24 protein-coding genes are annotated in these 26438 nt (G+C 64.5%); 12 read left to right on the top strand and 12 right to left on the bottom strand.

All coding sequences use genetic code 11. The features are described 5' to 3' along the window. Nucleotides 1-497: 497 nt before the first annotated feature. From OIE68_RS45435 to OIE68_RS45405, 7 genes are all read left to right on the top strand, one after another. The gene (locus OIE68_RS45435; protein ID WP_327097045.1) at nt 498-1439 is read left to right on the top strand and encodes a phosphotransferase family protein; all 942 of its coding nucleotides are present in this window, start codon (nt 498-500) and stop codon (nt 1437-1439) included. Nucleotides 1440-2022: 583 nt separating this feature from the next. Continuing rightward, nucleotides 2023-2286, top strand: a complete 264-nt coding sequence (locus OIE68_RS45430) for a hypothetical protein (protein ID WP_327102037.1) — start codon at nt 2023-2025, stop codon at nt 2284-2286. 103 nt (nt 2287-2389) lie between these two features. Further along, nucleotides 2390-3865 carry a hypothetical protein gene (locus tag OIE68_RS45425; RefSeq protein ID WP_327097044.1) on the top strand — a complete coding sequence of 492 codons (1476 nt, stop codon included), beginning with the start codon at nt 2390-2392 and terminating at the stop codon, nt 3863-3865. Between the two features lie 296 nt (nt 3866-4161). Then, the gene (locus OIE68_RS45420) at nt 4162-4290 is read left to right on the top strand and encodes a hypothetical protein (protein WP_327097043.1); all 129 of its coding nucleotides are present in this window, start codon (nt 4162-4164) and stop codon (nt 4288-4290) included. Further along, the gene (locus OIE68_RS45415) at nt 4287-5564 is read left to right on the top strand and encodes a hypothetical protein (protein WP_327097042.1); all 1278 of its coding nucleotides are present in this window, start codon (nt 4287-4289) and stop codon (nt 5562-5564) included. The genes OIE68_RS45420 and OIE68_RS45415 overlap by 4 nt, the downstream gene beginning before the upstream one ends. A 64-nt stretch (nt 5565-5628) precedes the next feature. Next, a complete protein-coding gene (locus OIE68_RS45410; RefSeq protein WP_327102036.1) occupies nt 5629-5937 on the top strand; it encodes a GFA family protein in 309 nt (102 codons plus the stop codon). A gap of 232 nt (nt 5938-6169) precedes the next feature. Further along, nucleotides 6170-6676: a GNAT family N-acetyltransferase gene (locus OIE68_RS45405; protein WP_327097041.1), complete on the top strand. Its 507-nt coding sequence runs from the start codon at nt 6170-6172 to the stop codon at nt 6674-6676. Nucleotides 6677-7001: 325 nt separating this feature from the next. Here the strand turns inward: OIE68_RS45405 and OIE68_RS45400 are convergent, their stop codons facing one another. After that, complete coding sequence (locus OIE68_RS45400; protein ID WP_327097040.1) at nt 7002-7955, bottom strand: hypothetical protein; 954 nt, start codon at nt 7953-7955, stop codon at nt 7002-7004. A gap of 1070 nt (nt 7956-9025) precedes the next feature. On the opposite strand from OIE68_RS45400, the gene OIE68_RS45395 reads away from it, so the two are divergent. Beyond that, on the top strand, nt 9026-10066 hold the full coding sequence (locus OIE68_RS45395) for a hypothetical protein (RefSeq protein ID WP_327097039.1): 1041 nt from the start codon (nt 9026-9028) through the stop codon (nt 10064-10066). A 176-nt stretch (nt 10067-10242) separates the two neighbouring features. After that, nucleotides 10243-10644, top strand: coding sequence for a VOC family protein (locus OIE68_RS45390; protein ID WP_327097038.1), 402 nt, complete (start codon nt 10243-10245; stop codon nt 10642-10644). A gap of 612 nt (nt 10645-11256) precedes the next feature. Here OIE68_RS45390 and OIE68_RS45385 read toward each other — a convergent pair. After that, nucleotides 11257-11562: a hypothetical protein gene (locus OIE68_RS45385; RefSeq protein WP_327097037.1), complete on the bottom strand. Its 306-nt coding sequence runs from the start codon at nt 11560-11562 to the stop codon at nt 11257-11259. A 48-nt stretch (nt 11563-11610) separates the two neighbouring features. Between OIE68_RS45385 and OIE68_RS45380 the strand changes: the two genes are divergently transcribed. Next, on the top strand, nt 11611-11799 hold the full coding sequence (locus OIE68_RS45380) for a hypothetical protein (RefSeq protein ID WP_327097036.1): 189 nt from the start codon (nt 11611-11613) through the stop codon (nt 11797-11799). A gap of 94 nt (nt 11800-11893) precedes the next feature. Here the strand turns inward: OIE68_RS45380 and OIE68_RS45375 are convergent, their stop codons facing one another. Then, nucleotides 11894-12475 (bottom strand): TetR/AcrR family transcriptional regulator, encoded by a 582-nt coding sequence (locus OIE68_RS45375; RefSeq protein ID WP_327097035.1) that lies wholly within the window; start codon nt 12473-12475, stop codon nt 11894-11896. Between the two features lie 1068 nt (nt 12476-13543). Between OIE68_RS45375 and OIE68_RS45370 the strand changes: the two genes are divergently transcribed. Together OIE68_RS45370 and OIE68_RS45365 are read left to right on the top strand one after the other, a co-directional pair. After that, nucleotides 13544-14386 carry a helix-turn-helix domain-containing protein gene (locus OIE68_RS45370; protein WP_327097034.1) on the top strand — a complete coding sequence of 281 codons (843 nt, stop codon included), beginning with the start codon at nt 13544-13546 and terminating at the stop codon, nt 14384-14386. A gap of 190 nt (nt 14387-14576) precedes the next feature. Beyond that, nucleotides 14577-15938, top strand: a complete 1362-nt coding sequence (locus tag OIE68_RS45365) for a cytochrome P450 (protein ID WP_327097033.1) — start codon at nt 14577-14579, stop codon at nt 15936-15938. Nucleotides 15939-16091: 153 nt separating this feature from the next. Here OIE68_RS45365 and OIE68_RS45360 read toward each other — a convergent pair whose 3' ends face one another. From OIE68_RS45360 to OIE68_RS45320, 9 genes are all read right to left on the bottom strand, one after another. Further along, nucleotides 16092-17645 (bottom strand): NAD(P)/FAD-dependent oxidoreductase, encoded by a 1554-nt coding sequence (locus tag OIE68_RS45360; RefSeq protein WP_327097032.1) that lies wholly within the window; start codon nt 17643-17645, stop codon nt 16092-16094. Beyond that, nucleotides 17642-18301, bottom strand: coding sequence for a GNAT family N-acetyltransferase (locus OIE68_RS45355; protein WP_327097031.1), 660 nt, complete (start codon nt 18299-18301; stop codon nt 17642-17644). Before OIE68_RS45355 ends, OIE68_RS45360 begins: the two co-directional genes overlap by 4 nt. Before the next feature lie 77 nt (nt 18302-18378). Further along, nucleotides 18379-19242: an MBL fold metallo-hydrolase gene (locus OIE68_RS45350; RefSeq protein ID WP_327097030.1), complete on the bottom strand. Its 864-nt coding sequence runs from the start codon at nt 19240-19242 to the stop codon at nt 18379-18381. A gap of 237 nt (nt 19243-19479) precedes the next feature. Next, complete coding sequence (locus OIE68_RS45345) at nt 19480-20424, bottom strand: hypothetical protein (RefSeq protein ID WP_327097029.1); 945 nt, start codon at nt 20422-20424, stop codon at nt 19480-19482. After that, nucleotides 20421-21323 (bottom strand): hypothetical protein, encoded by a 903-nt coding sequence (locus OIE68_RS45340; RefSeq protein ID WP_327097028.1) that lies wholly within the window; start codon nt 21321-21323, stop codon nt 20421-20423. Before OIE68_RS45340 ends, OIE68_RS45345 begins: the two co-directional genes overlap by 4 nt. A gap of 20 nt (nt 21324-21343) precedes the next feature. Further along, nucleotides 21344-22216 (bottom strand): DUF4913 domain-containing protein, encoded by an 873-nt coding sequence (locus OIE68_RS45335; protein ID WP_327097027.1) that lies wholly within the window; start codon nt 22214-22216, stop codon nt 21344-21346. Then, nucleotides 22213-24087 (bottom strand): type IV secretory system conjugative DNA transfer family protein, encoded by a 1875-nt coding sequence (locus OIE68_RS45330; protein ID WP_327097026.1) that lies wholly within the window; start codon nt 24085-24087, stop codon nt 22213-22215. Before OIE68_RS45330 ends, OIE68_RS45335 begins: the two co-directional genes overlap by 4 nt. A gap of 46 nt (nt 24088-24133) precedes the next feature. After that, nucleotides 24134-25189: a hypothetical protein gene (locus tag OIE68_RS45325; protein WP_327097025.1), complete on the bottom strand. Its 1056-nt coding sequence runs from the start codon at nt 25187-25189 to the stop codon at nt 24134-24136. 266 nt (nt 25190-25455) lie between these two features. Next, nucleotides 25456-26433, bottom strand: coding sequence for a hypothetical protein (locus OIE68_RS45320; protein WP_327097024.1), 978 nt, complete (start codon nt 26431-26433; stop codon nt 25456-25458). Nucleotides 26434-26438 lie beyond the last annotated feature (5 nt).

The following is a 26438-nucleotide window of genomic DNA, read 5'->3' as shown; positions in this document are numbered from 1 at the left end:
GACCGAACCGTCAGATATCCAGGTGGTGGACCGCACCGCGAGTCCCGCCGAATATCTCCGGCTTCGGGCGGCTGTCGGATGGCGTTGTCCGTCCACCGAGGAGTGCGCAGATGCGCTGTCGGGATCCCTTTTCGGTGTGGTCGCTACCGATCGCAACGATGAGGTCCTCGCGATGGGACGGGTCATCGGCGACGGCGCGTTATACGGATTGATCGAGACACCACCATCGAGACACCACCATCGAGGCATCGGCACGCTCATCATGGACCGAATCACCGACTGGGCAACCCAACGGCAGCTCCACCACCTCGGGCTGGCAGCACATCTCGACGTTGCAGGATTCTACAAACGGGGCTGGGGACTTCGAGGAAGCAGGCCTCTACCTGCGGCAGCCTCGAACGCATCCGTGACAGCCCCCACTCCCCCAAGACGTCCGACCTCGGTCGCTCGCCGAAAATGAGTGGAGTCCACCGTGGCGCGGGACCCACGATGGTGCGATGACAGACGAGCAAGCCGCGTATCGGATCGGATGGGATCAACTGCCCGCCTCGGCGCGCGCGGCGATCGAGCGCCGCCTGCATGCTCGGGTTCAGATGGTGACAGTTCCGTCTGGCGGGTTCAGCCACGGCATGGCCGCGCTTCTGAAATTGGACGACGGCCGAACGGTTTTCGCGAAGGCGATCCCCAGCGATGACACCCTCGCCCTCCGCTATCGCACCGAAGCAGACACCGTTTCCCGGCTACCCGCTGTGGTGCCGACGCCTGCGGTGTTGTTCTCGATCGAGTCGGCGGGATGGGTGGTCACCGTGTTCGAAGCTGTGCCCGGCTGGCATCCTCGCCTCGATCGGCCCCGTGAGCTGGCCGCCGTGTTAGACGTGGTTGAGCAGTTGGCGGTGGTGTTGACGCCGAACCCGCTGGCTGGGGTGCCCACGATCGAGCAGTCCTACGGGCCGGAACTGACCGGTTGGCGGCAGTTCGCCGAACATGGTCCGCCCGCTGACCTCGACCGGTGGTCGCTAGGCAACCTGGACCGGCTCGCCGAGTTGGAAGCAACCTGGCCAGATCTGGCGGCCGGTGACACGTTGCTGCACACCGACCTTCGCCCCGACAACATGCTCTACCAAAAAGACCGCGGCGTGGTCGTGGTGGACTGGGCCTGGCCCTGCAGCGGTGCCGCGTGGGTCGACCTCGTCTCACTCATGCCATCACTGCTCGCCGACGGGATCGACCCCGACCCCATCCTCGCCACCCACCCAACCACTGTTGACACCGACCCGGCCGCGATCACCGCGTTCGTGTGCGCGATGTCGGGCTACTGGGCCCGTAACAGTCGACTGCCCGCACAGCCGCGGTCACCGAATCTGCGTGTCCACCAAGCCGAAAAGGCCCGCATCTCTCGAGAATGGCTGACCAAACGAATCACAATGCCCGGACGGTAGAGCGCTCGGTCACCTGGTGGTGCCGTGCCTGCCTTGCCTGCGAGCCAACTGCTGAACGTACATCCGCCATCCCGACCGTCGAATCACCTCCATGCCTTCCCTGACCACAACCACGCGGAGACATCGACTGGCCGTCCCGCGTAGCCGATACTGGGGAACACGACTTCCATTGTGGTGCCGCACCAATGGACATCTCACCGGGATCTCATTACGCGCCGAACTCAGTGCCGCACTACACTTCCCACCGTCGGGGCTGCACCTGGAATAGCTTCGGGACCCGACGCTTCACAACGATGGTGCCGCGCGACGCGCCCAGGAAACGTTCGGACAACTGCTGCGGGCCTCGCCTGGCAATCAGCAACCGGTGCGGCCCGGACCCAAGCTTTCCGAGGCCGGGGGCGTTTATTCCTGAACTATTGAATTTCCACTGTGCCAACAACATTCGAAGTATCGATGAAGAGGGAGATTCTGATGCGCGAGGGTGGCTGTCTGTGACAACATCCGGTATCAGGCATCGGGTGACCTCTCGTCCCCCCACCTTTGTTCGTGTATCCACTGCCAGAAACTGTCTGGTGCCCCCGTGATGTCGTGGGTCGACTTTCCCCGGGAAGGTTTCGAGTGGACCGGGCCGGGCGGAGAGCCGGTCTGGTACAACACCTTTCCCGATTCCCAGCGTGGCTTCTGCGGCGTGTGTGGAAGTTCGGTGGCCGCCCAGGACGACGGCGACGCGAAACTGGTCGGCGTCACGATGATGAGCCTCGATGATCACGCCGGTTTGGTGCCCGAGCGGCAGAGTTTCCGCCCCAATGCCGCCCCGTGGCTGCCGATCGTCGGCGCACAGGACTGACCGTGTCACGACCGAGCACGGTGGCTGAGTGTGTCTCCGTAACAGTTTCGGTCGGCTATTCGAAACGACGGCCAGAAGCTGCTCACGCCCACCGAGGAGTTCGTTGAACGAGTTCGAGTCGACCGCCAAGGCATTCGTAACAGTCTGCTTCGAAAGATTGCGAGCAGAAGGAGCGATCCCGACGTCTACCTCCCACAGACATCTCCAGGCCGGCCTCGACTTCGAAATCTCCCCAATCGAGAAGCTTCCGGAGTATGCGCGGCTCGCGGAATCGGTGATTTCGGCGGCGCCTGACGGCATGCGCGATAGCTACCAGGGTTCCGGCGGGCCGGAGTTCGCGGCCTCGTTGCTGCTAACGAGTTTTCTTGAGTTGTGCGTGCGGGAGTGTTCCTTCGCGAACACCTACGATCCGAACGGTCCGCAAGTGGCTGCTGCCATCGCGCAGTTGATCCAGGTGGTGTCCGGAGAGCCCTACGACATGGTGCTGGCACGCCACGTCTCTCATCTCGTACCGGATTCAGGGCGTGAGATCGAGATCAACGGCGTCACCATCGTTCCCGACGGGCGCACGCATATGACGCTACGCATCCTGAAGGAGATCCCTGACGCCGATCATGCCTGGAAACGGCGCCTTTCCAAGCCGTATCGGCCCCCGCACGCCTTGTTGATCGTCCGCGAGCAGATCTCCGGCGTCGACTACTTCGGCGTTGGTAGCCTGGCGCGGACGCTGGATCGGTTCCAGCTCGGCGTCTGCCTTCTGACCGGAGCCAACGTGCAAGGCATGTATCAGGTATTCGGACCGAGCTGCAAGATTGCCACCCAACCGGCTTCTCTTAACCTTCTGGCCCGGAACAGCGACGTTACGGCGACGCGGCGAACGGCACGACTCGACGGAACGGAAGGCCCAGCGATCACCGCCCTGACCGCGCTGGTCGCGGAGGCTGAATCAAAGACCGGCGGTCCGGATGTCTGGCTCAGCTCTTTCAGGGAAGCACTCAAGAAGTTCGTGAACTTCGACGACACAACAGGATTCGGCGAGCAGATCGTAGATCTCGCCACCTCATTGGAGGGACTGGCGCTCGGGACGAACGAGGGAGAGGGCTTGACGCTTCGGTTGTGCACCCGTGTTACCGCTCTGCTTGCGCACGACGACGATCCCGCCGCAATACTTTTCGAGGACCTGAAGCAGCTCTATAGCCTGAGATCGAGCATCGTCCACGGTGGGGAAGTATCGGTGAAGTCCCTGAACGGGAAGCTGCGAGCGATGGAGTGCGTGCCCAGCGAGAAGGCCGAGGAGAATACCCTGGTTCGGCTCGGGTACGCCGTCGACCGGCTGCGGGATATCGTGCGACGCACCGTCCTTGCCCGTATTTGTTTGGCCAGCGGGGACGAGCCCCCCTGGCCGTTCAAGGAGAAGGGTAAAGAGGGCACGGTCAAGGTCGATGCCGAACTGTCCGATGACGCCACTCGAGCGATCTGGCGGGCCTACTGGCGCGACACGCTGGATTCACTGGGCGCTGGCGTCGCGGCCGCGAGGTCTGAACCTCCGGTGTACTCGCTCACCGCCGACGACCGCTGAGCACCCGGTCGTCGATCTTGTGACACGCAGCTGTCCATGGGTTCCGTCAGCACGACGACGATGAACAAAAACACTCGCGCTGTGGCCAGCCACGCCGCCAGAGCTGCCCTCGTGGTGCCGAGGCTGCGTGACAGTGACAACGCGTACCGCGCAGCTGTGTCTTCGATCGGTCGGCGCGGAAAGCTCTGCCGCAGAGACACCTTCCGGGGGAATCCATCACTTTACGATCGAGGTCGACGCGATCAGTGCGTACTACTGGCTCTTCCGAGAGTCACGACAGAGAGGACTGTTTGGCGGTGAGTGATGTGGAGCATTTGCTGACTCAGGTGCGCACTCCGGATGTGCGACCGCTGGTCGGTGAGGCGTGGATCTGCTACTCTGCGGCGCAGTCCGAGCAAGCATCGCTGCGACGTGGAGCGCGGTGACCACCGACATCATCGGGAAGCTGATCGAGCTGGCCGATGGCGACGACGGCAAGGCGAAGCTGTTCTCGGCGAAAGTGATTGCAGCGCAGTCGAAAGGGATCAGCACCGACGGCGTGAAGCAGATGCAGCAGATCGAGAACGAGCTGCTCGACACCGCGGTCGAGTTCGAACTTATCGACTCGGTCGGGAAGCGGGAGCTGGAGCGTATCCGTGAGGACCGCAACCTGTGCGTTCACCCCTCGCTGCGGCCATTCGGGGATGTTTACGAACCTCGGCCCGAGCAGGCACGAGCCCACCTGGCGATCGCATTGACGACGCTTCTGATTCACCCGCCGACGCAGGGCCGCAAAGCGATTGATGCCTACCTCGACTACACCTGCGACCCCATGTTCGCTCCCGAGTCGGTCTCCCACATCCAGGCCGTGTTCTTCGACCGACTACGTGCCGCGACCCGCAAGGGAATCGCCAAACTCGCAGCCAAACATGCTCTGCTGGAAGTCGACCCCGGTGAACGGTTCCCCTCAAAGCAAAAGTACGCGGATCGATCCGCAGTGGTGCTGTCAGCATTCGCGCAGCGGGATCCAAGCCTAGTTCGGACCGTCGTCGCCGAGCAACGCGACAAGTTCGACAACCTCGACGGCGCCGCGCAATTGCGAGCGCTTGGTCGGCTCGGCGCCGAGGACTTCTTCTGGGATCTCGTCGACGGCCCGCTCACCGATCGACTCACGAACCTGCTGAACGTGCCGACTCCGCCCGGCCCCCTGGATCCAGATCTGACAGCCGGGTTAGCGATGGTAGGCAACAGCCAGGCACGAAGGCGACTGCCAGTGCTGGAGCGACGGTTCGACGAGATGAACTGGTACAGCAAGCTTTATCTCATCGGCCTCAGGCCAGCCGAGTTCTACGTCCCGACTCTGATCGAACTCTTGCGTGAGGCACCGTCCTTCCGGGACGCCGAGCCTATCGGTCAGCTCGTTGTGGCTCATGCGAACTGGCTGCGACCGGACACGTTGCGCCAGGCGCTGCAGGCGTGGGCGGCCAACGACCAATGCCTGAAGGCCGCCCAGATGCCACAGATCGCGACCGAGCTGTTCGAAAGTACCCGTCATCTTGGCACCGACCAACAAGTCGCGTTCCTGGAGTTCCTGGCAGCGGCGCAGCAGAAGGCACCCGACCCAGAGGACTACTACCGGTACCCGGCGCTGACGGTGGCGATGACTGCGGCCGGAGTTCTCCCAACAGCGGCAAATGGAGCATCAGCGTCGCCGGGGTAGGCGAGTTTCCCAGACCGGATCCTGTCATTGGCGTTACCTTTGAACAGAAGCACTTGACGGGGAACTGTGCTCGTGCCCACACTGCCAGCAGCTCGGTGGCTGCCCAGCGATGGCATGGGTCGATTTCCCCATCGAAGGATTCGAATGGGTCGGGCCCGGCGGGGAGCCTCGCTGGTACACGACCTGGCCCACGACCGCCCGCGGATTCTGCGGCAACTGCGGCAGCACGATCGCGGCTCTCGATGTCGGCGGCACGGCTATAGGTGTGACGATGATGAGCCTCGACGACCACAGCGATCTGGTCCCCGTGCACCAGAGCTCGAAGGAAACAGCCGTTGCATGGATGCCCGCAATCGAGACAACCGCGCACTAATACAACAGCCGACCGCCAAGGCGTCGGATTCCTTCATCGGTGGCCCTCCGCCTCGGGTCCATTCAAAGCTGAGGTCTCCGTCGCGGGCATCCTATAGACCAGCATCGACACGTTCGGTCTGCCCCAACAACTTCTAGGCAGCCACCGTCCACAACGGGTCAATTAGCGAAGGATCAAAGCTCTTCCCACTGCACCTAGGGTTGTGAACCGGATAATCGCTGGAATGGGTCGCATGTCGCATGTCGCAGGGGTTCGCAGCGCGGTCGATGTCACGCTCTCTGCGCGTGATTTCGACGATCCCGACTCCACGTGTCTGCTGCACGCATACGCGCAGGAACGCCGGGGCGTCGTCGGCTTCGACGATCCACCGGGACTGGATAAGCCATCGCAGTACCACTCGCCTTCTGGATTGTTCGTCGTCGCATACACCACTGCAGCCGATCCCTTCGCGTGTGGCGGTGTGAGAACCTATCCCGACCGGGACCACGTCATGGAGATCCGCAAGATGTACGTCGCACCGGGATATCGCAAGATCGGCCTGGGCCGCCGCGTCCTGGCCGAGCTCGAGCAGCACGCCGCCGCATACGGCGCACACGAGGTGATCCTCGAAACCGGGTCCTACAACCAGGCAGCTATGCACATGTACACATCCGCTGGCTACCACCTGATTCCCGCGTATGTTCCGGACCGGCCGGACTTCAATCGCGCGTTCGCGAAGACATTGACAACCGCAAGTTGATCCGTCGGGTCACCGCTAACCAACTGCGTCGCAACAGACCCCAAGCAAGCGCGGTGCCGAGGCCGGCGGCAGTCGCGGCGCTCGAGATCATCCGTTCTGGTGGCCGATTGCTATGGCTTGGTCGATGTGTTGCGCTCTGTGGTGACGCCTCTCGTAGTTCGGTTGCTCGACATAGCCGGTCCACCGGGACCGAGCCAAACCATTCAAGGAGCTCACGGCCGAATCGCAGTCTTCGGCGTGGTCAGCATGCATCCCCCCGATGCAGTGCTCATGGCTATCCACGTTGTCTTTCACCGCGTGGTCCTGCCGTTCCGGCTAGCTGAGGTCATGCTCGGCTCTGGACCTCTGTGGTGTTCGTGTCGGCATCGTCGCCCTGCGTCTCGCGGCGATCGACAGAGTCGTGATGTTTGCGTCTCCGGCGCAGGTGTTCGGCGGCGGTGTCGAGCCTGGCGGCGTCGAGGTATGCCTCGGTGGAGATCTCCAACAGCCGCCGCCAGCGATCGACGCGGGCCTGCCAATCGATCGGGGCGACAGCGGCTCGATCCTCGACGCTGGGCGGTGTGGTCAAGGGTGAGGTTTCGGTGGTGTGGGTGGCGGCGAGGGCGTCTTCCATGGTGGCCAGTTGTTGCCGAAAATACTCGGGGTTGTACACCTCGGCCCGCAGGTCTGCGGCGGCCGCCCGCAGCGCGCGCAGGCGTTGTCGCCGGTCGTCGTCGACAGCTGCAACTGCACTAGCACCAGCGGTGCGGGTGCCAATGTCGGGGCGCAGCTCAACATCGAGGTCAAGGACTGGCGGAATCAAGTCGTGGTGGCTGGCGCCCCCGGGGTCGCGAAGGTGGTCGATGCGCAGGCGTGCGTCGGCGACGGCTGTCTGGCCCAGTGCGACTGCGGTGTCGGCGACCTCGTCCTCGGTGACCGGCCGATGGAGCAGGCGGCCGGTCAAGATCGCCACGGCGGTGTCGTGGGCATCGTGGACTGTGGTGGTGACCGTGATGGGTGGGATCGGGTCGGGTTGGCCGTCGATGCAGGCATCGAGCACCGCGTCTCGGTGGTATTCGACCATCTCGCCGCACACCTCGGCGAACACCGCCGCAGCTATGCCGGTGTGGCTGTCGTGGACGCGTGCGGTGTAGGAATCCTCGGCGTCGAACCAACCCCGGCCGTGCAAGATCGGCCGTTGATGCCCGTCCACGTCGGTCACGATAGTGGTCCATCGGTAGTCCACCGGTTCCGCATCATCGGCCAGCGTCTCAGTAGCAGTCGCGCTCGTCTCCGGCATCAGTGCCCCCACGATTCCTCGGCAGCTTTTCCGCCCGTGACAGTCCATGGTGGCAGCCCGCGCATTCGGCTGTTGCGTTTCGCGAGTCCACGCGTGAACGCTCCAGCGTCACTTCATCCTGCACACCAACAACGGCAGTGAATAGCTGGCAGAGACCGAACCCTCGCGGCTGCCCCACTCTTCGCCGGTCGCCCAGCGTCAGCGTGTCGTGCATTCATGCACTCGCGCAGGGATGCCGCCGCAGCCGTCGATGCCGCTGCTGCTCATTCCTCATCACGATGCCGCTCACGCGCTTCAGGCCGATTCTGCCCATGAATGACTGCGCCCGTACGGCGGTGGATCCCCTCGTTTCCTGTGTCGTCCTGCAGCTTTCGGCTCGCGCTGGCAAACCACCGAGGTAGAAGTGAGTGCGGCAGGGCAGCCCGTTAATCGTCGACACGCGGGCTCAGCCGTCGTACGATCAGGGAAGGCCGCACGTCAGCAACAACACAACTCGCGAACCTCAAACCTCCGGCGACGCAACTGAATTGACACCATCACCCGAGCCACACGCTCCCCCAGCCAAATTTTGAGCCGGACCTCAATATATTTATCCACTTCGAATAGCGCGGTCTCGTAACGGCTTCCTGGCCTATGCCGGGATGTCTTCGCCTATTCCGAGGAGGATGTTCGTGAGTGACTACAACCTCACGGTCGCGCTGGATACGGTGGGCCACCAATATGTTTGCGCGCCAACCGATCCTGCTGATCCAGCGATGGATGCGCTGCGCGCAGGTAGCTATCGCGGTGACCAGACACTGGTGTGCGCTCTGTGCTACGCGGGTGTCGACGCAGCACCGGGCATCAGGGTTCCGCTGGTCGTGAAAGGTCGTATCGGTGGTGTTCGGCGTCCCCATTTTGCGCACCCACCAGGCCGAGGACCCGTTGGGGGACAACATGAGCCGGAGTCGGTGTGGCATCTGGCCAGCAAGGAGACTCTCGCTGGCTAGGCACGGACACAGCCGGGTGTAGTCGAGGTCGGCAACGAGGTGTGGCTGCCGGACCGTGCTCGGCGCTGCGATGTTCGTGTCGTGTTCGCCGACGGTCGTGAGGTTGTGCTCGAGGCGCAGAGCTCTCGGCTGACCGATGCCGACTTGCGCGACCGCCACCGCGACTACCAGGCCAGTGGTGTTATCGATGTATGGCTCTGGCATCCTGACAGCCCGATCCCGTGGGTGATCCTCGACGCCACCGAGCGCGCGCAGCATGTTTGGATGCTCGATCCGTGGAAGGCCGCTGTCACGCTGATGGTCGGCGCACCGCATCAGCACCGGTCGACCGAGACGGTCAATGACGTCAATCATCGTGTACAGCACCTGCCACCGTGTATCGGAGACAGCCTCGTCCCCTACGAATTCTTGCTGTCTGACCTGGTGTTGACGCCAGACGGCATTACGGTCCCTGTTGAGCTACGCAAGCAACTGACCGCACAATTGGTCTCGGAACGGCGACGGCTCCGAGACGCCGAGAGCGCACGCAACTCAGTACATTCGCGGCCCGTCCCATCGGAACCGCCGTCGATCACGCGAATCTCGTCCGGTGACGAGGTTGACGGGATCGAGGCTGCGTGGCCGGTGATCCGGGCAAAGGCGCGTGAGTTCGGTGGCGGCGTTGTGGATGCACTGCTGTCGGGGGTGTCGGTGGTTCGGCTCGAAGCCGATACTGTCGTATTAGCCCATCAGCACGCAGTGTTGGCGCAGCGCCTGACGATACCGAAATACGCCGATGCCCTACGCGCAGCTATACAAGCGGTGCTCGGGCGCGATGTCCACGTCCAATGGCAGGGATCGGCGGTATTACCGCTGCCCCCGCCGACCGGAAACGGCACGCCGAGACGTTCCGCGCCGCGCGGCGCACAGCGTTTCGATATCCAAGCTTCCGACGTGGATGATTTCGATCATGTCTTCGATCTTCTCCAGTTGGCGGGCGCCCGGTACGGCGGCAGCAATCGCGAGTTCGTTGTCGAAGGCCCAACATTCACCTTCGAGCAGGTCTGGGCGTTACTCGAACTGGTCCGACACCCCGACCAGCCAACAGTGCAATCGCCATGGCAACCAGAACAACGGCCGTGAAGCGGGCTACGACCGACCCGCGCCCAAATGTCCTTTCGACATCAGGGCACGTCCTCCGACCGCCAATTCGCCGGTCCGGACAGCGCCGTAAGACAGCGACGAGGTGCCCACTCCACCCCGGGCCAGCAGTGGCGTCCTGCCTGACGGGTACCACGGGACCCGCTACGCTTCGAGCCGTGAGCCATCGAAGTCGACTGTGCCACATCGTCATCGACGTGACCGATCTCGATCAAGCGGTCGCGTTCTGGGGACGCGCCCTCGACGCGACCGAGGAACTGGTAAACCCCGCCAGCCGCCGTGTCTACCGGCGTCTCAGTCTGCCCGATTCCGACATTCGGATCTTGCTGCAAGCGACCTCCGACGACAAGGTGTCGAAGGAACGGGTACACATCGACATCGAAACCGACGATGTGGAGGCCGAGGTTCGCCGCCTCGAGGCGCTCGGTGCAGCCCGGTGGGACCACCAACAAGAGCGCGGCTACGACTTCTGGGTTCTGCGAGATCCCTGGGACAACGAATTTTGCGTGCTGCAAACCGAATTCCCTCACCTGCTCGCGCAGCGCCCTTCCTGGGACTAACGCTTCGACCAATTTGGTCCGCGCCGTGTGCGGCACCGCGAATTCATGAGCGTCCGCACACTCTGGGTGAAGCCGCGTTCCGGGGGCGGCTTTCTCGCTTTCGGACCAATGGTTCGTCGGGTTCCAGAACTTGCGCTCGCCGGAGGTATTCGATCCAAGCGGGCAGGTCCTCCTCGCTGGCGCGGACACTGCGCGGTACGTAGGGCTGCAGTGGTGGCTCGTATCGGGGTGGGCGACTCGGCTCAGTGGTCATATAGCATTGGACGGCCCAGCCTGCGGTGCGGTTCCGTCTATTTCGGGCTCGTGGATCAGCCGCTCGTCGAATGCATGGTGCCGGCAGTCGGGCCGCATGGGTGGGGTAAAGATCGTGTAGCCGCACTCGACACAGGTATGCGTGCCATGCCCGCCGACGGTTCGGCACGATTGCCAGCCCACCAGCACGCGCCATGGCCCGAGCCGGTGACCGCGTGGGCACGCTACGGGGCTCGGTGCCGCGCACCCGCCACGGACTTCATAGAGCCGGTCCGGGTCGACCGGGACACCGTCGAGTTCGTACTGCGGGGACCACCCGTCGAAGTTGTTCGAACCCATGTTCGAACAATACCGTCTGGTCTAGTCGATGTCGTCGTCCGGCGGAAGCTTGAACTCGACGCCGTTCGCTGCGGCTTCCAGAGCGTCCAGGATACGTGAGAGAACCACCGCGCCCGGCTCGCCCGGCCGGTATCGGATTGCCTCGATATCGAGGATTCGCAGCACAGAATCGACATGTTCGGGCGGCGGAGGTGGAGTCATTCGAGTCGCGACAGCGCGGTAGACATCGGTCTCGCCCGCGTCGAGTGCGGTGAGCACCTCGAGGAGTAGGGCACGCTGCTGCGGACTCATCAGCTCATCGTCGGGGTACTCACGGTACGCGGCCACGGCGGAGACGGTACCAACCAGTCAGACGCCCGAGCTAGGCTGCGGCAAATGGAGATCAAGCTAGGCGACCTGGTCAAACTCGGCGAAAACGGTGTGTCGCGGTTCCGGGTCACCGACGTGGCGGTCGACGGCGACCCGGGCCGCGTGCTCGTCAAACCGGTTAGCGACCGGGGTTACGAGTTTCCTACCCGCACATCCGATCTCGTGGTTGTCGACGAATCCGAGGCGATCGGGTAGCGGTGGAAGACGATGACATGCCAGCCCTCTAACACGCCTGATCGCTGGCGGTGATCGGATGGCATCGCAACCTCGCTGAGGTCGACGACGAGGTCTATCTCGGCGCGGATCTGCTGAGTCCACCAGCTTCCAGAATTAGTCGGACGTGTTCGCCGATCGTCTCGCCGGCTATCTCCAAGCCGTTGGCGTATTGGATGGCAGTGCCTATAACCGTCGTCACCAGGAAAGACATCGTGTTGTCGATATCGGCACGTGACTCGCGTGGCTTGTCTGCGGTGGTGACAACCAGTTCGCCAATGGCGTCGCGCAGGAGGCTGACGCGCGCGGTGGCCTTGGCACGGCTGGGGTCATCAATGGCTGCGAGGGCCAGCTCCAGGCACACCCATGCGGGCCTGGTCACCAGGATCGTCGCCCACCTCGCCAACATCGTGATCAGGTGGTCGGTGTCGCGTGGGCTCGCGTGCTGAATTCGCTGGGCACCGCGGCTCGCAAGCTTTTCCGCGACCTCGTGGCCGATCTGCTGTTTGGAGTCGAAGTGAGCTACGAATGCGTTGTAGCCATGGCCTGCGCCATTGCAGATGTCTTTGACCGAAGTCTCGGCGTAGCCGCGCGTGAGAAACAACTCGGTCGCCGCACGAAAGAAATGCTCGCGGGTCTCTGCCGCTCGACGTGCCACTCCGGCAGCTCGCGCGGTCAAGCTGATCGGAGAGCTTCGTGCGCTCACCGATGTCGAACCGACCAGCTGGCCAGGCACACTTGTGGTCGCTTCTTCCATCGGTTCCTCTCGAACGATTGGGCATGGGGAGGTCCTGGGTTGTCGCGCATCTCGGGCTGTTCTCGGGCTAGAAGGGTGTGGGCCGACGTGATCGGTCGACGTGATCACCGGAACCGCCCGCTGACCGATGCGCTGGCGTCATGCGATGACGGTTCTCCGTCCCTCGTGATGGTCGCGATTGCACTGCCGTTGGACGATCGCGACACTTCGCAGTCCGGCGCTTGCGAAGTGTCTCGCCCGAAACCACTTGCGGACGTCCCTGGCAATACCGGATTCGTAGGTGCGAATGGTTTCGGAAGTCCCATCGCACTGGTGGCTACGACGACGAGACCGGCTGTGGGAGCATGGTTGTCACTCGCGCCGTTCACCTCGCCCGTACCGACGATCCGGTATGTTCGCAGAACCTGGATCAATTGCATGGTTCCTCCCCTGAGCACCGAGAATGGATCGCGCCGCACGCGACGTGGTGCGCGTCGAGATCGGCGTTCGTCCTTACGCCATCAAAACCTCGAAAGCGGTTGCGGTGCTACCCCTTCAGGGGACAGCGTTTTTGCCAGTCAATTTCTTTGCCCATAGGCTTGACTGTCCTGACCAGCGCGGATCGGGGGATTTGGCAATAGCTTTGCCCATAGGCGCCTTTCGCCCGTGGTGGCCGCCCCGCGTATCGGCACCGCATGTGGGTGCGGGAGAACACGATCGCGCCATAGCGCACGATGGACTAGCCGAGCGTAGCGTCGGTTCGGTGTGCGACGGTGAGAAACGTGCTTGATCGCCGCCCCGGTCAATGACTCGAAGCGTCGACGGCTGAAGGCAACTTTTTCGCAATCGCGTGCGCGCATTGTGCATTTGCCGGACTGATCTAGGTCTGATAGGAAATAAGCCGCTTGGGGGAGTCTGCGGTGACCTTCTGCCATCTGGTGATGGTGAGGAATTTCTGGCAGAGATGACAAGACGTACGGGGAGGACAACATGAGCTCCACTCCTGCAAGACGCGCCATGGCCGCCCAACGACGTGGCCGCGCCCAGACAGCAGATAAAGCCGAGATGCCGAGGTTGGGTGACTGGTTGCGCAAGGTGCGTGAGCACCGCAAGCACACTCGGCGGTCCGCCGAAGCGCGTACCGGCGTCAGCGAGTCCTACATCAAACAGATCGAGAACAACAAGCTCGTGCCACTTCGCGGTGTGCTGGACCAGCTCATCGTCGGCTACCGGCTTGACGAGATGCAGGCCCGCTTCACTCGGGAACTCGCCGAACCGCCCGTCGAGCTGACGCCGATTGAGGAGTTGCGCGAACGGGTGACCACGCCGGACCGCCTTGCCGCACTGCGGTTCTTCGACCAGGTCGGTGTCATTTGCGTTTTCACCGACCCCTTGTGGAATGTCCTTGTCGGCAACGAAAATTTCTACCGAGCAGAACCCGATATCGTCGCCGCAGGCCACAATGTCGCACTGTGGCATTTCCGGCCCGGTATGGCCAGGCCACCCGCCAAAGACGTTGCCCTGCAATGGGAGTATGAGGCCAACGGCCTTATCGCATTGGTCCGTGCGGGGCTAGGTCGCTACCGCGATTCTCCCCAGTCCATCGACTTGCTCGAGCGACTCCGGGCCAGCGACGAGTTCAATGCTCGCTGGCGGGCCGGAATCCAGGTCACATATGGACGTGAGCCCGACGATTTGTGCCACATGGTGGATCCGGTGACCAAAGAGCCATTCTCGGTGTCCGTTCAGGTCAGTGAACTTCCTGGCCCTGACCGTGACATCCTCATCCATCAGGCGATGCGACGACCATATGCTGGCCCGCCGCTGTCCTGATCAGCCCCGGCGGGCTGTGGGCGACACGCGCACCGGCACAACGCATGACACTCACCGTCCAGGCACCAGACGGCTTTTGGGATGTTATGAACATCCGAATGTTGGTAGCATCCTGAATGATTGTTCTGCTCGCTGGCGAATGAATTGCCCGCTCATCTGGGAAGTAGCCAGCTGATGAAGGGGGACCCCTGTGAACGTGGAAAAGTCAGATCTCGACCGCATCCCTCTCGTTCCGGGTGGTCTGCCATTGATCGGACATGGTTTGGCGCTGATGCGAAATCCCCTCGGACTGCTCTCGGCACTGCCCGAGTACGGTCCGATGTGCCGAATCCGGCTCGCGGCGGACACCGTCGTTTTCGTCTCCGATGCGGACCTGACATCGCAGGTCCTCGCTGATGACAAGGTCTACGACAAAGGTGGGCCGTTCTATGCTCGGGCCAGAGAGATCGCTGGCGACGGACTCGGGAGTTGTCCACACGACATGCACCGTCGACAGCGCCGCCTTTGCCAGCCGGCGTTCGGCTCTGGACGGCTCCCGTCGTATGTCTCGAGCATGACCCGGTCGATCGAGACCACGGCGCAGGGATGGCACGACGGCCAGGTCATCGATCTGGGCGTCGAGCTGTCTGGGATGACCTTCCGGATTGCGACCGAGACCATGTTCTCAACGTCGCTGTCCGACCAACAGATTCGCGAATTCGCCACAGATCTGAGCGCGATCGCTCACGGACTTTTCCGGCGGGCAGCACTGCCCCCCATCATCAATCGCCTCCCCACCCCCGACAATCGGCGCTACGACGCCACCAACCGCCGCGTGCGGCAACTCGCCGCATCCGTCATTGCGGAACGGCGCGCCGATCGAAAAGACCGTGGTGATCTCTTGTCGGCGTTGCTGCAAGCCAGCGATGTACAGGATGGGGCACAGTTCACCGACTCCGAGCTGATCGACCAGGTATTCACGTTCTTTTTGGGGGGCGCCGAGACCACTGCGGGCTGCCTCACCTGGGCGTTGTACCTGCTAGATCGTAACCGCGACGTGCAGGACTCGTTGCACGAGGAGATCGACTCGGTCCTGGGTGGCCGCCCAGCGACGCGTGAAGACCTTCCCTCGCTGCCACTCACCAACAGGATCATCACCGAAACCCTTCGGCTGTACCCGCCTACCTGGGTGGTGACTCGACAGGTCACGGCAGACACCAAACTGGGTGACATATTGCTTCCAGCAGGGACAGCGATCGCGGTGAGCCCGTATGTCATTCATCGCAGCGACAAGCTGTATGAGGATCCGAGCGCGTTCCGTCCCGACCGCTGGGTGGACACCACACCGCATCACAATCGCAAGACGTTCATCCCGTTCGGTCTTGGTGCGCGCCGGTGCATCGGTGAGCAGTTCGCGTTGATCGAGACCGCGCTCGCATTGGCGACGATCACCGGTCGGTGGCGACTGGCGTCGTCTACGCAGCGGCCGATCTCGATGTCGATGACACAGGTACCGGTACCCGACGGCGTGCAGATGCGAGTTAGCACAAGACAAGTCGTCCTCGTCGACTGATCAACGACACCCCTCGCCTCCCCGACTACCGGTTGTCGTCATCGTCGACTACCCGGCAATGAACATTGATCAGCTCACATTGCCTGTGCAGCCACGCCGTGGCAATAAACCCGACAGTCCAACGATCTTGTCGGTGCTCGAAATCGACTGGAACTAGCCTAAATCGGCCTCTGCGGTCATCGACTCGGCCGAGACCGCGTGGAATGATTGAGCGGGCGGTTGGCGCAGCATCTGGTCGAAGCGGCGCGTGGAGGCGGGCCAGGGGTTGGTGATGGCTCCGCTGGGGTGCTTATACCAGCTCGGCCCTGCGGCTGGCCAGACGGTTTCGGCGATGGCGTGTTGCATCCACCGCTGGTGGGTGTGCATCGCTGTGTTGTCGACTTCGATTGCGGCCGCGCAGGTCTCGTTGCGCCAGCGCAGGCATTTCATGATGTAGTCGATTTGGCGTTGCTTCATCGCCGGGTTGCTGCCCGCGGGATTGAAGGTGTTCGGTCCGGCAACGAGGTAGCAGTTCGGGAAGCCCGGCACTGCCAACCCGTGCAACGCTGACGCACCCGAACGCCATTGCTCGTGCAGTACGACTCCAGCTCGGCCGCGCACGGTGATCGGGACGAGGAACTCGGCAGCGCGGAAGCCGGTGGCGTACACCACGATATCGGCGTGGTGGTGTGCACTGTCGGCGGTCTCGAGACCTTCGTGGGTCAAGCGCGTGATCGGGGCGGTGATCAGCTCGACGTTCGGTTGGGTTAGCGCCGGGTAGTAGTCGCTGTCGAGGATGATGCGTTTTCCTCCGATCGGGTAGTCGGGGGTGAGCTTGGCGCGTAGTGCTGGGTCGGGGATGTGTCGCCGTAGGTAGCGGCGGGCTGCCCATTCGGCGGGGCGTCCCGACCAGCCGCGGCGCATGATCGGTGCGAGCACGAGATCGGCACTGTAGTAGAGCCCGTGCCGGTAGAGGCGGTGCGCACCAGGTATTCGCAGCGCCGTGCGAGTGATGGGCCCGAAGTCGCTGGCGGGTTTGGGCAGCACCCAATGTGGTGTTCGCTGGAAGACGCGCACGCGGTGCGCGGTCGCGGCAAGACTCGGCAGGATCTGGGCGGCACTGGATCCGGTACCGATCACCGCGACATCGCGTCCGGACAGGTCCTGGTTGTGGTCCCAGCGCGCGGTGTGGAAAGCCGCCCCCGTGAAGTCGGCTCGACCCGGCAGATCGGGAATATATGGCCGGTGCAGCTGCCCGACGGCGAAAACCACGGCATCCGCCAGCACGTGCTGTCCAGACTGGGTGATCAGTTCCCATCGTCCCTGGTCTTCGAGGTAGGTGGCTTCGCGGATCGCGGTGTTCAGCCGTAGGTGTGGCGAAAGCCCCTCCTCGTGTAAGACCCGCCGCAGATAGCTCAGGATCTCGGGCTGTCCTGGATACCTGGTGCGCCGGTTGCGGTAGGGCGCAAAGGAATACGAGTACAGGTGAGCGGGAACATCGCAATTGCAGTTGGGGTAGGTGTTGTCGCGCCAAACGCCGCCCGGGTCGTCGGCCTGCTCGAAGATCGCGAACCGGTCGATACCCGCACGCCGTAGCGCCACCCCCATGCCGATTCCACCGAAACCCGCTCCCACCACGGCGACCTGCAGATCTGGAATGTCTGATACCGATGTAGCGGCTTGTGTCGTCCGTTCGGTCTGTAGTGGGCGCTGTGATTGGTTGCTCACTGGTTCATCACCTGATGAAACAGGGTCTCCCCTGGCAGTGAGGCGATTATCGCTGGCAGCTCGATGAGTGCATCCAGGTCCAGTGGTGCATCGGGTTCGGCGAGGTTCATTCCGCAGTGGCGGTAGAACGCGGCCAGTCCTGGTGTGCTGGTATCGAATTGGCCGTACACGATGCGGGCTCCGGCATCGCGGGCGGTGGCAATCGCATGACGCAGCAACGCCGTGCCGATGCGGTGGCGCTGGTAGCCGGGCTCGACTGCCAGCGCGTGAATCTTGATCGTCGACAGCGCCGCTTGCAAGGTCACTGCGGGACCGAGGACGGCGAGCTGCGCGCACAGGAAGAATGAGGGGCCCGCGGACAGGCCGCCGATCGGGCGGCCGTCGGCCATGGCGACCAGTGCCATCGTTCGCGCAGCCAGCACGGTCGGTACGCTGCCCGCCGTGCTGGTGCCCTCCAGCACGGACGGCGCGTAGCTGCGTGTCAGCCCAGTAGAGAGGATCCCCGCGTCGCTGACATCGACGAGGTTGCGTCCGGCCCGGCGTGCTTGCGGCACACCGGCGAGGCGATGCCATCGAGTGAACTCGCTCAGCTCCGCACGGCTCGCGGCGGGGCGGATCTGAACGGTGACACCGGCGGATCGGGGGTTGGGTTGCATAGCTGTCTCCTTGGATTGATGAGTGTGCGGGGTCTTGGAGTTGGCGTGAGCGTCGTCGAATGTGGTTGGGCGCGTGGTTATTGCGGCTGCCACGTCCGACCGCGATCGGGATGGGTGGTGACTCGGCCGAGTTGGACGTCGGCGAAGTGCAGGCCGAAGCCGAGGACGCCAGGCATCGTGAGTTCGTCGATCAGTCGTCGGCAGGTGGCCACGGATGCGACGGGGTCGTCATCGACGGCGGCGGTCAGCTCGGATTGGGTGATCTGCAGCGGAGTTTGCATGGCGTCGCCGAACGCGATCAGCCGGTGACCAGGCGAGGTGATGGTGTAGGCGAGGTGTCCGTGGCTGTGACCCGGTGTGGCCATGGCGTGGACGCCGGGAAAGATTTCCTCGCCGTCGCCGATGGTGTGGACTTGCGCGGCGAACACCTCGATCATCTCGGGACTGGCGCCGTCGGCGAAGGCGAGGTCACGCTGATCCCATTCGGTGTCCCCGACCAGGATCGGGATATCGGCGAACGGGCTGGTGTAGCTGGTGGGCGAGGATTGCCAGAGCCAGCCGATGTGATCGAGGTGCAGATGGGTGATGGCGAGGAGTTCGATGTCGGTGGGGCTCTTGCCTACTGCGTCGAGGCTGTCGAGCAACTGTCCGCCCCGCAGCAGCCCGAACGGTGTCGAGACGGCGAGTGGCCCGAATCCGGCGTCGATGAGCAGCGCTTGGTTGCCGTATTCGACCAGCAGCGCACCGACGCTGGCGACCAGATAGCCGTCGGCATTGATCAAGTGGGCGTGCTCGGCCCAGATCTGGTCGTCGGCGCCGGGCAACCATGCTTGGGGTTCGAGCAGCGCGACACCGTCGGGGAGGTAGGTGATGCGGTGGTCGCCGAACTGGTGTCTGTGGGTGGTGGCGGGGCGGGTGTAGTGGTCGAGGCTGAGGGTCATGAAGCGGTCTCCTGATCTGGGCGAAATCGTTGGCGGTCGGCGCCGGAAGACGAGTCGGTGTCCTACCCGTCGGTGGGCGTTCGGGCGGGTCGCGTCTCGGCGGCTGGGCGGGCGGGTCATCGCGAGAGCGTGCGGGTCGCCGCGTGCCGTGGGGCGGTGGCACCGTTGTCGAGTGCGTGCATGGGCTCCTCTCGGGTGAGAGTTGAAGGTGGGCAACAACGTTCGGTTCGGGGTCGGCTAGGGATCGGGTCCTGCCTCCGGGCACGCCTCGGCGGATGCGAACTCGCTGTCGTGGGCGTGGGTGGTGGTGTCCCAGTCATGGGTCGCCGCATCGGGCATCGCGTCGGTGACCGCTGCGTCGATGACGGCTCCGGCATCGGATCGGTCGGTGTGTGCCGTGTCGAGGGCATGGCGGGCGTGGTCGAGCAGTGCGTTCGGTGTCGGTGGCTTCTCGAACGCGGCGTCGCTACTGCTGCTGGTGGTGGTGGTGACGCGGTCGGTGCGGCGGAGGCTTTTCAGGGAGCGCCGCACGCCATCGGCGATGGTCGATGTGGTGTAGGTGCGCCACTGTGCGTCGAGGTTGTCGAGGCTGTAGTGCCGGTAGCGTTCGACATGGGTGCCCACGTCCCTGGCGACGGCATCGAATGTGTCGGCGCGGTCCTCGGCGCGCATGCCGATCGAGGTGGCGGTGGTGGTGGCGCGCGTCCACAGCGCATTCATGTTCCGCCGGAGTTGCTGCGCGGCAACAGGGTCCGGCTCACTTGTGATCCCGGCGGCAGCAAGCAGGTGGTCGCGGACCACCGTGATCGCGGCCATATCGGCCAATTGGCGGGTGTCGTCGACGACTCGTTCAAGGTTTCGGCGGCCCGGTCCTGGCCGCGGTGTCGGGAGCAGGTGGTCATCGGTCCATGCCCGGCCGGTTTGCCCGAGGCGGCGGACAGTATCGACCCAACTCGCGGGCACACCGCGTGCGCGGGCTGCGATCTCGGTCAGGTCGCGGTCCCGGTCGATCGCGGCAATCTGCGCGAGAACCTGTGGGGTAGGCGGGGTACCCGCGTCTGCGGTGTGATCGGTCTGTCGCAGGCGGGTGGCGTCAGCGGCCAGCTGATGGATGCGGCGCAGCAGTGCCGCCTGCTCAGGCGGGATCTCCCCGCTGCGCGTACCTGATCCCGGCCTGGTCACGGTTCGAATCCCTCGCCCGGTGCCACTAACTGCGGCGCGCCGATGTCTGCCGCGGGGTCGTAGACCCACAATTCCGTGGTGGGCGCGTGGCTGAACTCCGCTGGTGCGCTGTCGGTTTCTACGGTGACGGTGAGGTTCGCGGCGTTGATCGCGGTGTCGATATCCGCACCGGTGGTAACGGCCGATCGGAACAGGGGCTGTGGGAGCGTGAGCCCCGCTCTGATCGCGGGGACCAGCTCCTCGTGGGAGGGCAACGCCGCCGCAGTAGAAATCGGTATCCCGGCCTCGGCCAGCGCGCGGGCTTGCAGGGCGTAGGCGCGGGTACCAGTGCGCGCGAGTTGGTGCCAACGCTGCGTCAACTGTTCGGCGGGAACACCATCGAGCATCGTGACCGCAGCGTGGGCCCAGTCGGAGACATCGCCCCACAGCTGGTGGCCGTCCTCGGTGGTGAGGCCGAGCAGGTTGGCCACTCCCGTGGTGCGCTGGTGCAGGGCGCGCAGGTTGCGTTCGACGTCGTAGGCGACGCTGCTGTCGGTGTTTGGGCTGATCGTGTGGTGGGCGGCATCCAGAGCAATCCACTCGCGCTGGCGCTGCACGTCCGCGTCGAGGTCACCGAGTATGCGGTCCCAGTCCGTTGGTTCGGGAGCACGCAGGTACAACTCGGCGCGCCAACCGATACCGCGGTCCCCACGTTCGCGCACGTGATCGATCCACACCCGGGGCACCCCACCGGCATAGGCGGCGTTGCTGAGTTCTTCGCGCATGACTGCGCGGCCGTGGTAGTCCTCGAACCACGGTTGCGGCGGGGGTTGACCGGTCTGCTGCTGACGTTCGGTGGCTGTGGCCAGCATTCGGCTGACGAACACGCTCTGGTTTTGCAGGGATCTGAGAACCGTCACCTGCGCCCGCCTCGGTGCTGTCACGACCTCGCCCCGTCCACGAACCGGCGGAAGTCGGGCCCGAACCCGAGGCGTTCAATGGGGGTTTTCGCGCCGGGGGCACCGAACCAGGCGGCCGGGATCGGTGCGGCGGGCACACCGGGGGTGTCGATGTGTGCCTCGGGGGTACAGCGGAACAGCGGCCCATTGGCGGCGTCGAGGATGTGGCGCAGGTGCGGGTCGATGTGGCGGACGAACAGGCTGCTCATCGCGGACTTGTCCTCGGCGCGGCGGGCGGCTTCGAACACCCTGTGTATCCCGGCGAACCGGACGCTCACGCCGTGGTGGCGCCACCATTGACGGCACCACGTGTATTGGCCCTCACGCCCGTTGCCCGCCAGACGCACCGCGGTGGCCGGCAGCAACCACTGCTGCACGAACTCGCTGTAATGGTCGAACCGCGGCGGCGGCTCCTCCTTCTTCTTTCTCTCTGTGTCGGTGGCACCGGCTTGCCCAGCGGCTGGTGAGGCGGAATCGAACCACCCGGCCGGGACGGGGTCGAACGGCAGTGAGGGTGTGGCGACGTGGGTGGTGCGGGTGCAGCGGTGCAGGGGCCCGTTGGCGGCGTCGAGCATGGTTTTGACGTGGGCGTCGACGTGGGATGCCACGAAGGTGCTGAACCCGTTGCCCGTTTGTGCGCGGCGTTGGGCTTCGAACGCGGCATGCATATGTGCTATGCGCACCGCGACCGGGCGGTGTGCCCACCACTTGCTGCACCAGGTGTAGGTGTTCTCCCGGTTGGCTTCGGCCAGGCGCACCGTCAGGAACGGGAACAACCATCGCTGCGCGAATTCGGTGAAGTGGGTGTAGCTCGGCGCCATCGGCGGCTTCTTGCCCGCGGTCGGGGCGGTCACCGCTGCTCACCGCCCGACGGGCCGTCGGTGTTGTCACTGGCGGGCAGCGCGACCTGGTGCGCGGCTTTCTCGAACCGCGCCAGCGACGCCCGGATCAGGGGCGCGTATTCGGTGTCGGACCACCAGATCTTGCGCACCACCACCGGCCCGTGGTTCGGAAGACGCACCAGTGCGCGGTCTTTCGGTAAGGCGGCCAGTAAGGAAACGTCGAGGATGGATTCGGCGCGCCAGGACAGGGATCTGTTGACTCCTTGGGCGCCGTGGCTGCGGGAGCGGTCGGCCACATCGTGCGGGCCGGTCATGGCTGACCAGTGTTCGAGGTAGTCGGTCGCGGCGATGCCGCCGCCGTAGACCTCGATGGATTGGGCGCGCATCGTTTTGAGACCGTTTGCGCCCCAGAGGTCTTCGCCCTGTTCGAGGACTTGCAGGATGGTCATGAGGATGATTCCGCAGCCGCCGGCGTAGGTGTAATACGACGGGAGCTCAGCGATGCGAGCGCAGTTGGCGGCCTCGTCGAGCACCCCCAGCAGCGGCACTGCCAGCCGACCGTCCGGGCGGGCGCGGGCGGCATCGAGCGCGGCTTCCAGGATCTGCCCGACCAACGCCGAGGTCAGTGGTGTGGCTCCGTCGGGACCGGCCATCGACAGCGCATACAGCGTGTCGGTCGAGGTCACGAAGGCAGCGGGTGTGAACTCGGGCAGATCATGAGTTCGGTCTTGTTCGGTTTTGTCGATGACGACACCGGTCTTGCCGGTCTTCTTGTCGGTTTCCTCTCGCACCACCAACCGGACGCGCTGGGGTGGGGTGACCATGCGGGCGTAACCCTCATCGGACAAGACGTTGAGAAACCGCCTCGCCATGTCGTACAAGCCGTCACGCTGGCGGGCATACAGCGCTTGGGATTCGAGGATGCGTTCGGCGGGCCGGTCATGCCCGTAGTGGCGCAGGATCAGTACCGGGGTTTGATCCTGGTCGCGGCCGAGCCATTCAGCGCAATGCAGCAGGTCCCCTCCGGCGCAGGCCGCGGCATACAGATACAGACTGAGCAACTCCTGGGCACCGCCGTCGAAATAGCTGTCGACCTTGGCGTTGGCTGCCTGGGCCGCGGAGCCGGAGGCGGCGGAGACGAAGAAACCGGCCAGTTTCCGAGCTTTCGGGAGGTTGGTGACCTGGGTGAGCAGGTTGACCCAGAACCCGCACTCCACCTGCCCGGTGACCGCTTGCAGGTCGCACAACCAGATCTGCCCGCGCCGCTCGCGCCCGTAGGCGGTGTGCCGGTACAGGTCTGGCTTGTTGCTCGTGGCCAGGCATGGCCCCCATGCCGATAACACCGCCGGGATCGCCCATGCCATGGTTTTTCCGGTTCGGGTCCCGGCGGCGATCGTCACCCCGAGTTCGGCGGGCACGTAAAGCTCCACGCCACCGAGCACTGTTTTTCCCAGCGGTGGCCCCTTGAGGGCTTGGATTTCGGGAGAGGCGTCGCGCAGCAGCCGCCGGTTGGCGGTCGCGTTGTCGCGGGCGCGCGCCATCCGGATCTGGGCGGGGCGTTGCATGGTGCGCGCGGCGGCATCGAGCTCGCTGCCCGCACTGAACGTTCGCCAGCACGCGACCACGAGTGCGGCTTCGGCGGCAGTGAAAGCGACGGCCACGACGCTGGCCTGCCAGGGCCAGCGATGTTGGCCGAGGAGAACCTGAAGGAGCGCGGTCACGGGGTGGCCGGTGACCGGCAGTCCAGCCAGCCAGCTGCCCACGCTCAACGCCGCCCACAGCGACAGCGCGAAGGCCACCAACGCCAGAAACGCCAGCAGCAGTGTCGTTTCCTCGCCCAGACCGCGTTTGGTGCGGCGGCGGGTCTCTCTGGTCGAGATCATGATCAACTCCTGAAGGAAGATGGAAAGGATTGGGAGGCAATGGTTTTCATCGCGACATATCGGCATCGACGTCCAGGCCCGCCATGAGGGCCGTGGGGGTGTCCTCGCCGCCGTCGGCCGGGCTCCAGTCGCCGAACTCGGCCTCGGGCATGGCGGCGCCGATGGCTTCCTCGATCCCGGCGCCGCCGGGGTCAGTGCTCGGTTCCGGTGGGGCCGGCTCGCCGGTGATTGCCTCACCGATAAGGGGCGCCGACTGTTCGTCCCAGTAGGTGCCGTCGCGTCCGGCGTGGTAGACAGCTTCGATGTCGGCGACCGGTACCCCGGCCAGGGCCGCGTCGCTGCGGGCAGTGCGGGCGTCATCCAGCAGGGATTCCAGCCGCGCGATGTGGGCAAGGTCGCGTTCGGGCGAGCCCGGCCACGCATCCGCCAGGCGGGTGTGTTCGGCGGTCGCGTCCTGCAGCTGCCGCAAGGCCGCGTTCTGCCGGGCGAGGCGTTCGTCACGACCGTTGTCGAGATCTCCGGCTGCTTCCTCGGCCTCGAGGAGCTGATCGGTTTCGGCGATGATCGCATCGACCTCGGCCAGGGTGGCCAGTCCCGGTGCGCGCCCACCGAGGGCCCGGTCGAGCAGGCTGGCGCGGTCGGCTTCCCGACCACGGGTGTGCTCCGGTGGTCTCCAGCGGACGCCGTCTTGGTCGGAGCCCGCGGTGAAAGTTTCGACATGGCCGGTGATGACGGCGGCCTGGTGCAGGTTGCGCCACACGACCGCATCGACGTCGAGGTCTCCATCGGCTCTGGCTTGGGTGATGCGGTCGTAGGCGCGGCGGGTGGATTCCGGACGCGCCTCCCACCCGGCGACCGCGGCTTGCAGTTGCGCCCATAAAGTGCGGTGCTCGACGGATTCGTGGCGGCCCCATCGTGCGGCCAGCGCATCGGCATCCGCGGTGAATTGCTGCTGCTGCTCGGGTGTTTCGCCATGCGGCGCGATCTCCCGCAGCTGGTAGTAGCGCGTGAAATCCGCCCGGATTCGCGCTTCGGTGCTGTCGGCGGCGTCGCGGTAATAGGCGGGATCGGTGGTTCCGCGTCGCGGATCGGGCCAGCTCATCGCTCAGCCCGCCGATGGCGCCACAGTCGGTGGCATCGCGCAGAGACGGAATCAGATGTGGTGTAGGACATCATCGACCTCCGGTGAGAGAAGGGCGTGTGCCGCGAACCGGTTATCGGCGGTGCGGCGGTGTTCGGATGTCCCCTGGCAGTGCGGTTTCGGCGCCCCCGGTCAGTACCCGTGACCGGCGCGTCGACGAAAAGCGTGTGCTGCGAATACCTCTGGTAGATCAGTGATCGGTGCGGGGTTGGATTAGTGGAGTTCGGCTAATAGGGGTCGGTGCCCAGGTCGGTCATGTGGTGCGGGTTGGTGGTCTGGTCGGTGTGGTTGGGCTCGCTGTCCCAGCCGTAGGCGCCTTCGAGTAGGGCGGCGTCGATGGCGTCGGTGATGGCGGTGGGCTCGGCGGTGTGATCGGATTCGCTGGCGGTGTTGATGGCCGCGTCGACGAATTCCGCGCGCAGCGACGCGGTCGCGGCGTCGACCATCTGTTGCGGTGTCGGTGGAATCACCTGCGCGCCAGCGATGGGGATGCCGGTATCGGGGTCGGTAGGAACATAGGGCGGAATCGCTAGGTCGGTGCGCACAGATGCGTAGGAGTTCCATTCGTTGACCAACGTCAGTTCGTCATAGGTTGCGAGATTGACCGCGTGTTCTCGCCGGGCGCCTTCGGCGACCGGCCCCCACAGTTCGTCGGCTTCGGCGGTGGTGATCTGCGCGGCGTGCGCCAAGGCGGTGACGCGTGAGTGGTAGAGCTGCATGTTCTGTGCGAACTGGGCCGCGGCGATGGGGTTGGTGGCGAAGCTCCACCGTCCGGTGGCGATGCGGTCCGCGCGGGCGGCGGACAGCCCGGCCATCCGTTCCAGATGCCACAGATCCAGCGACAGCATGTCGATGTAGAAGTCCTGAGCGGTGTTGTCGCGTACCGGGTTTCCGCGCGCCCCGGCATCCACGCGCGGGCGAGTGCTCTGGATGCCGAGTTCGCGGGCGTCCTCGATCCAGGCCGGTTCGATCCCGGCAGTGAGCGCGGTCTGTTCGGCCTGCTCGCGCTGGGCTTCCAGCCCGTCCAGGTGTGTTTGCCACGCCGTACGTGGATCGTCGTCGCCGGTGAGGGTTTCGAAGTTCTCCCACCCGCCGTCCAGGATGCGGGTGTGTTCGGCGGCCAGCAGCCGGATCCGCAGCAGCAACTGCGCCTGCCACTCGACCACCGACTGCGGCGGTGAAAACTCGGGTTCGGGAGTCGTCATCGATA

The sequence above is a fragment of the Nocardia vinacea genome (assembly GCF_035920345.1).
In the GTDB taxonomy this organism is placed as follows: Bacteria; Actinomycetota; Actinomycetes; order Mycobacteriales; family Mycobacteriaceae; genus Nocardia; species Nocardia vinacea_A.
This window is presented reverse-complemented; position numbering and strand designations above follow the sequence as displayed.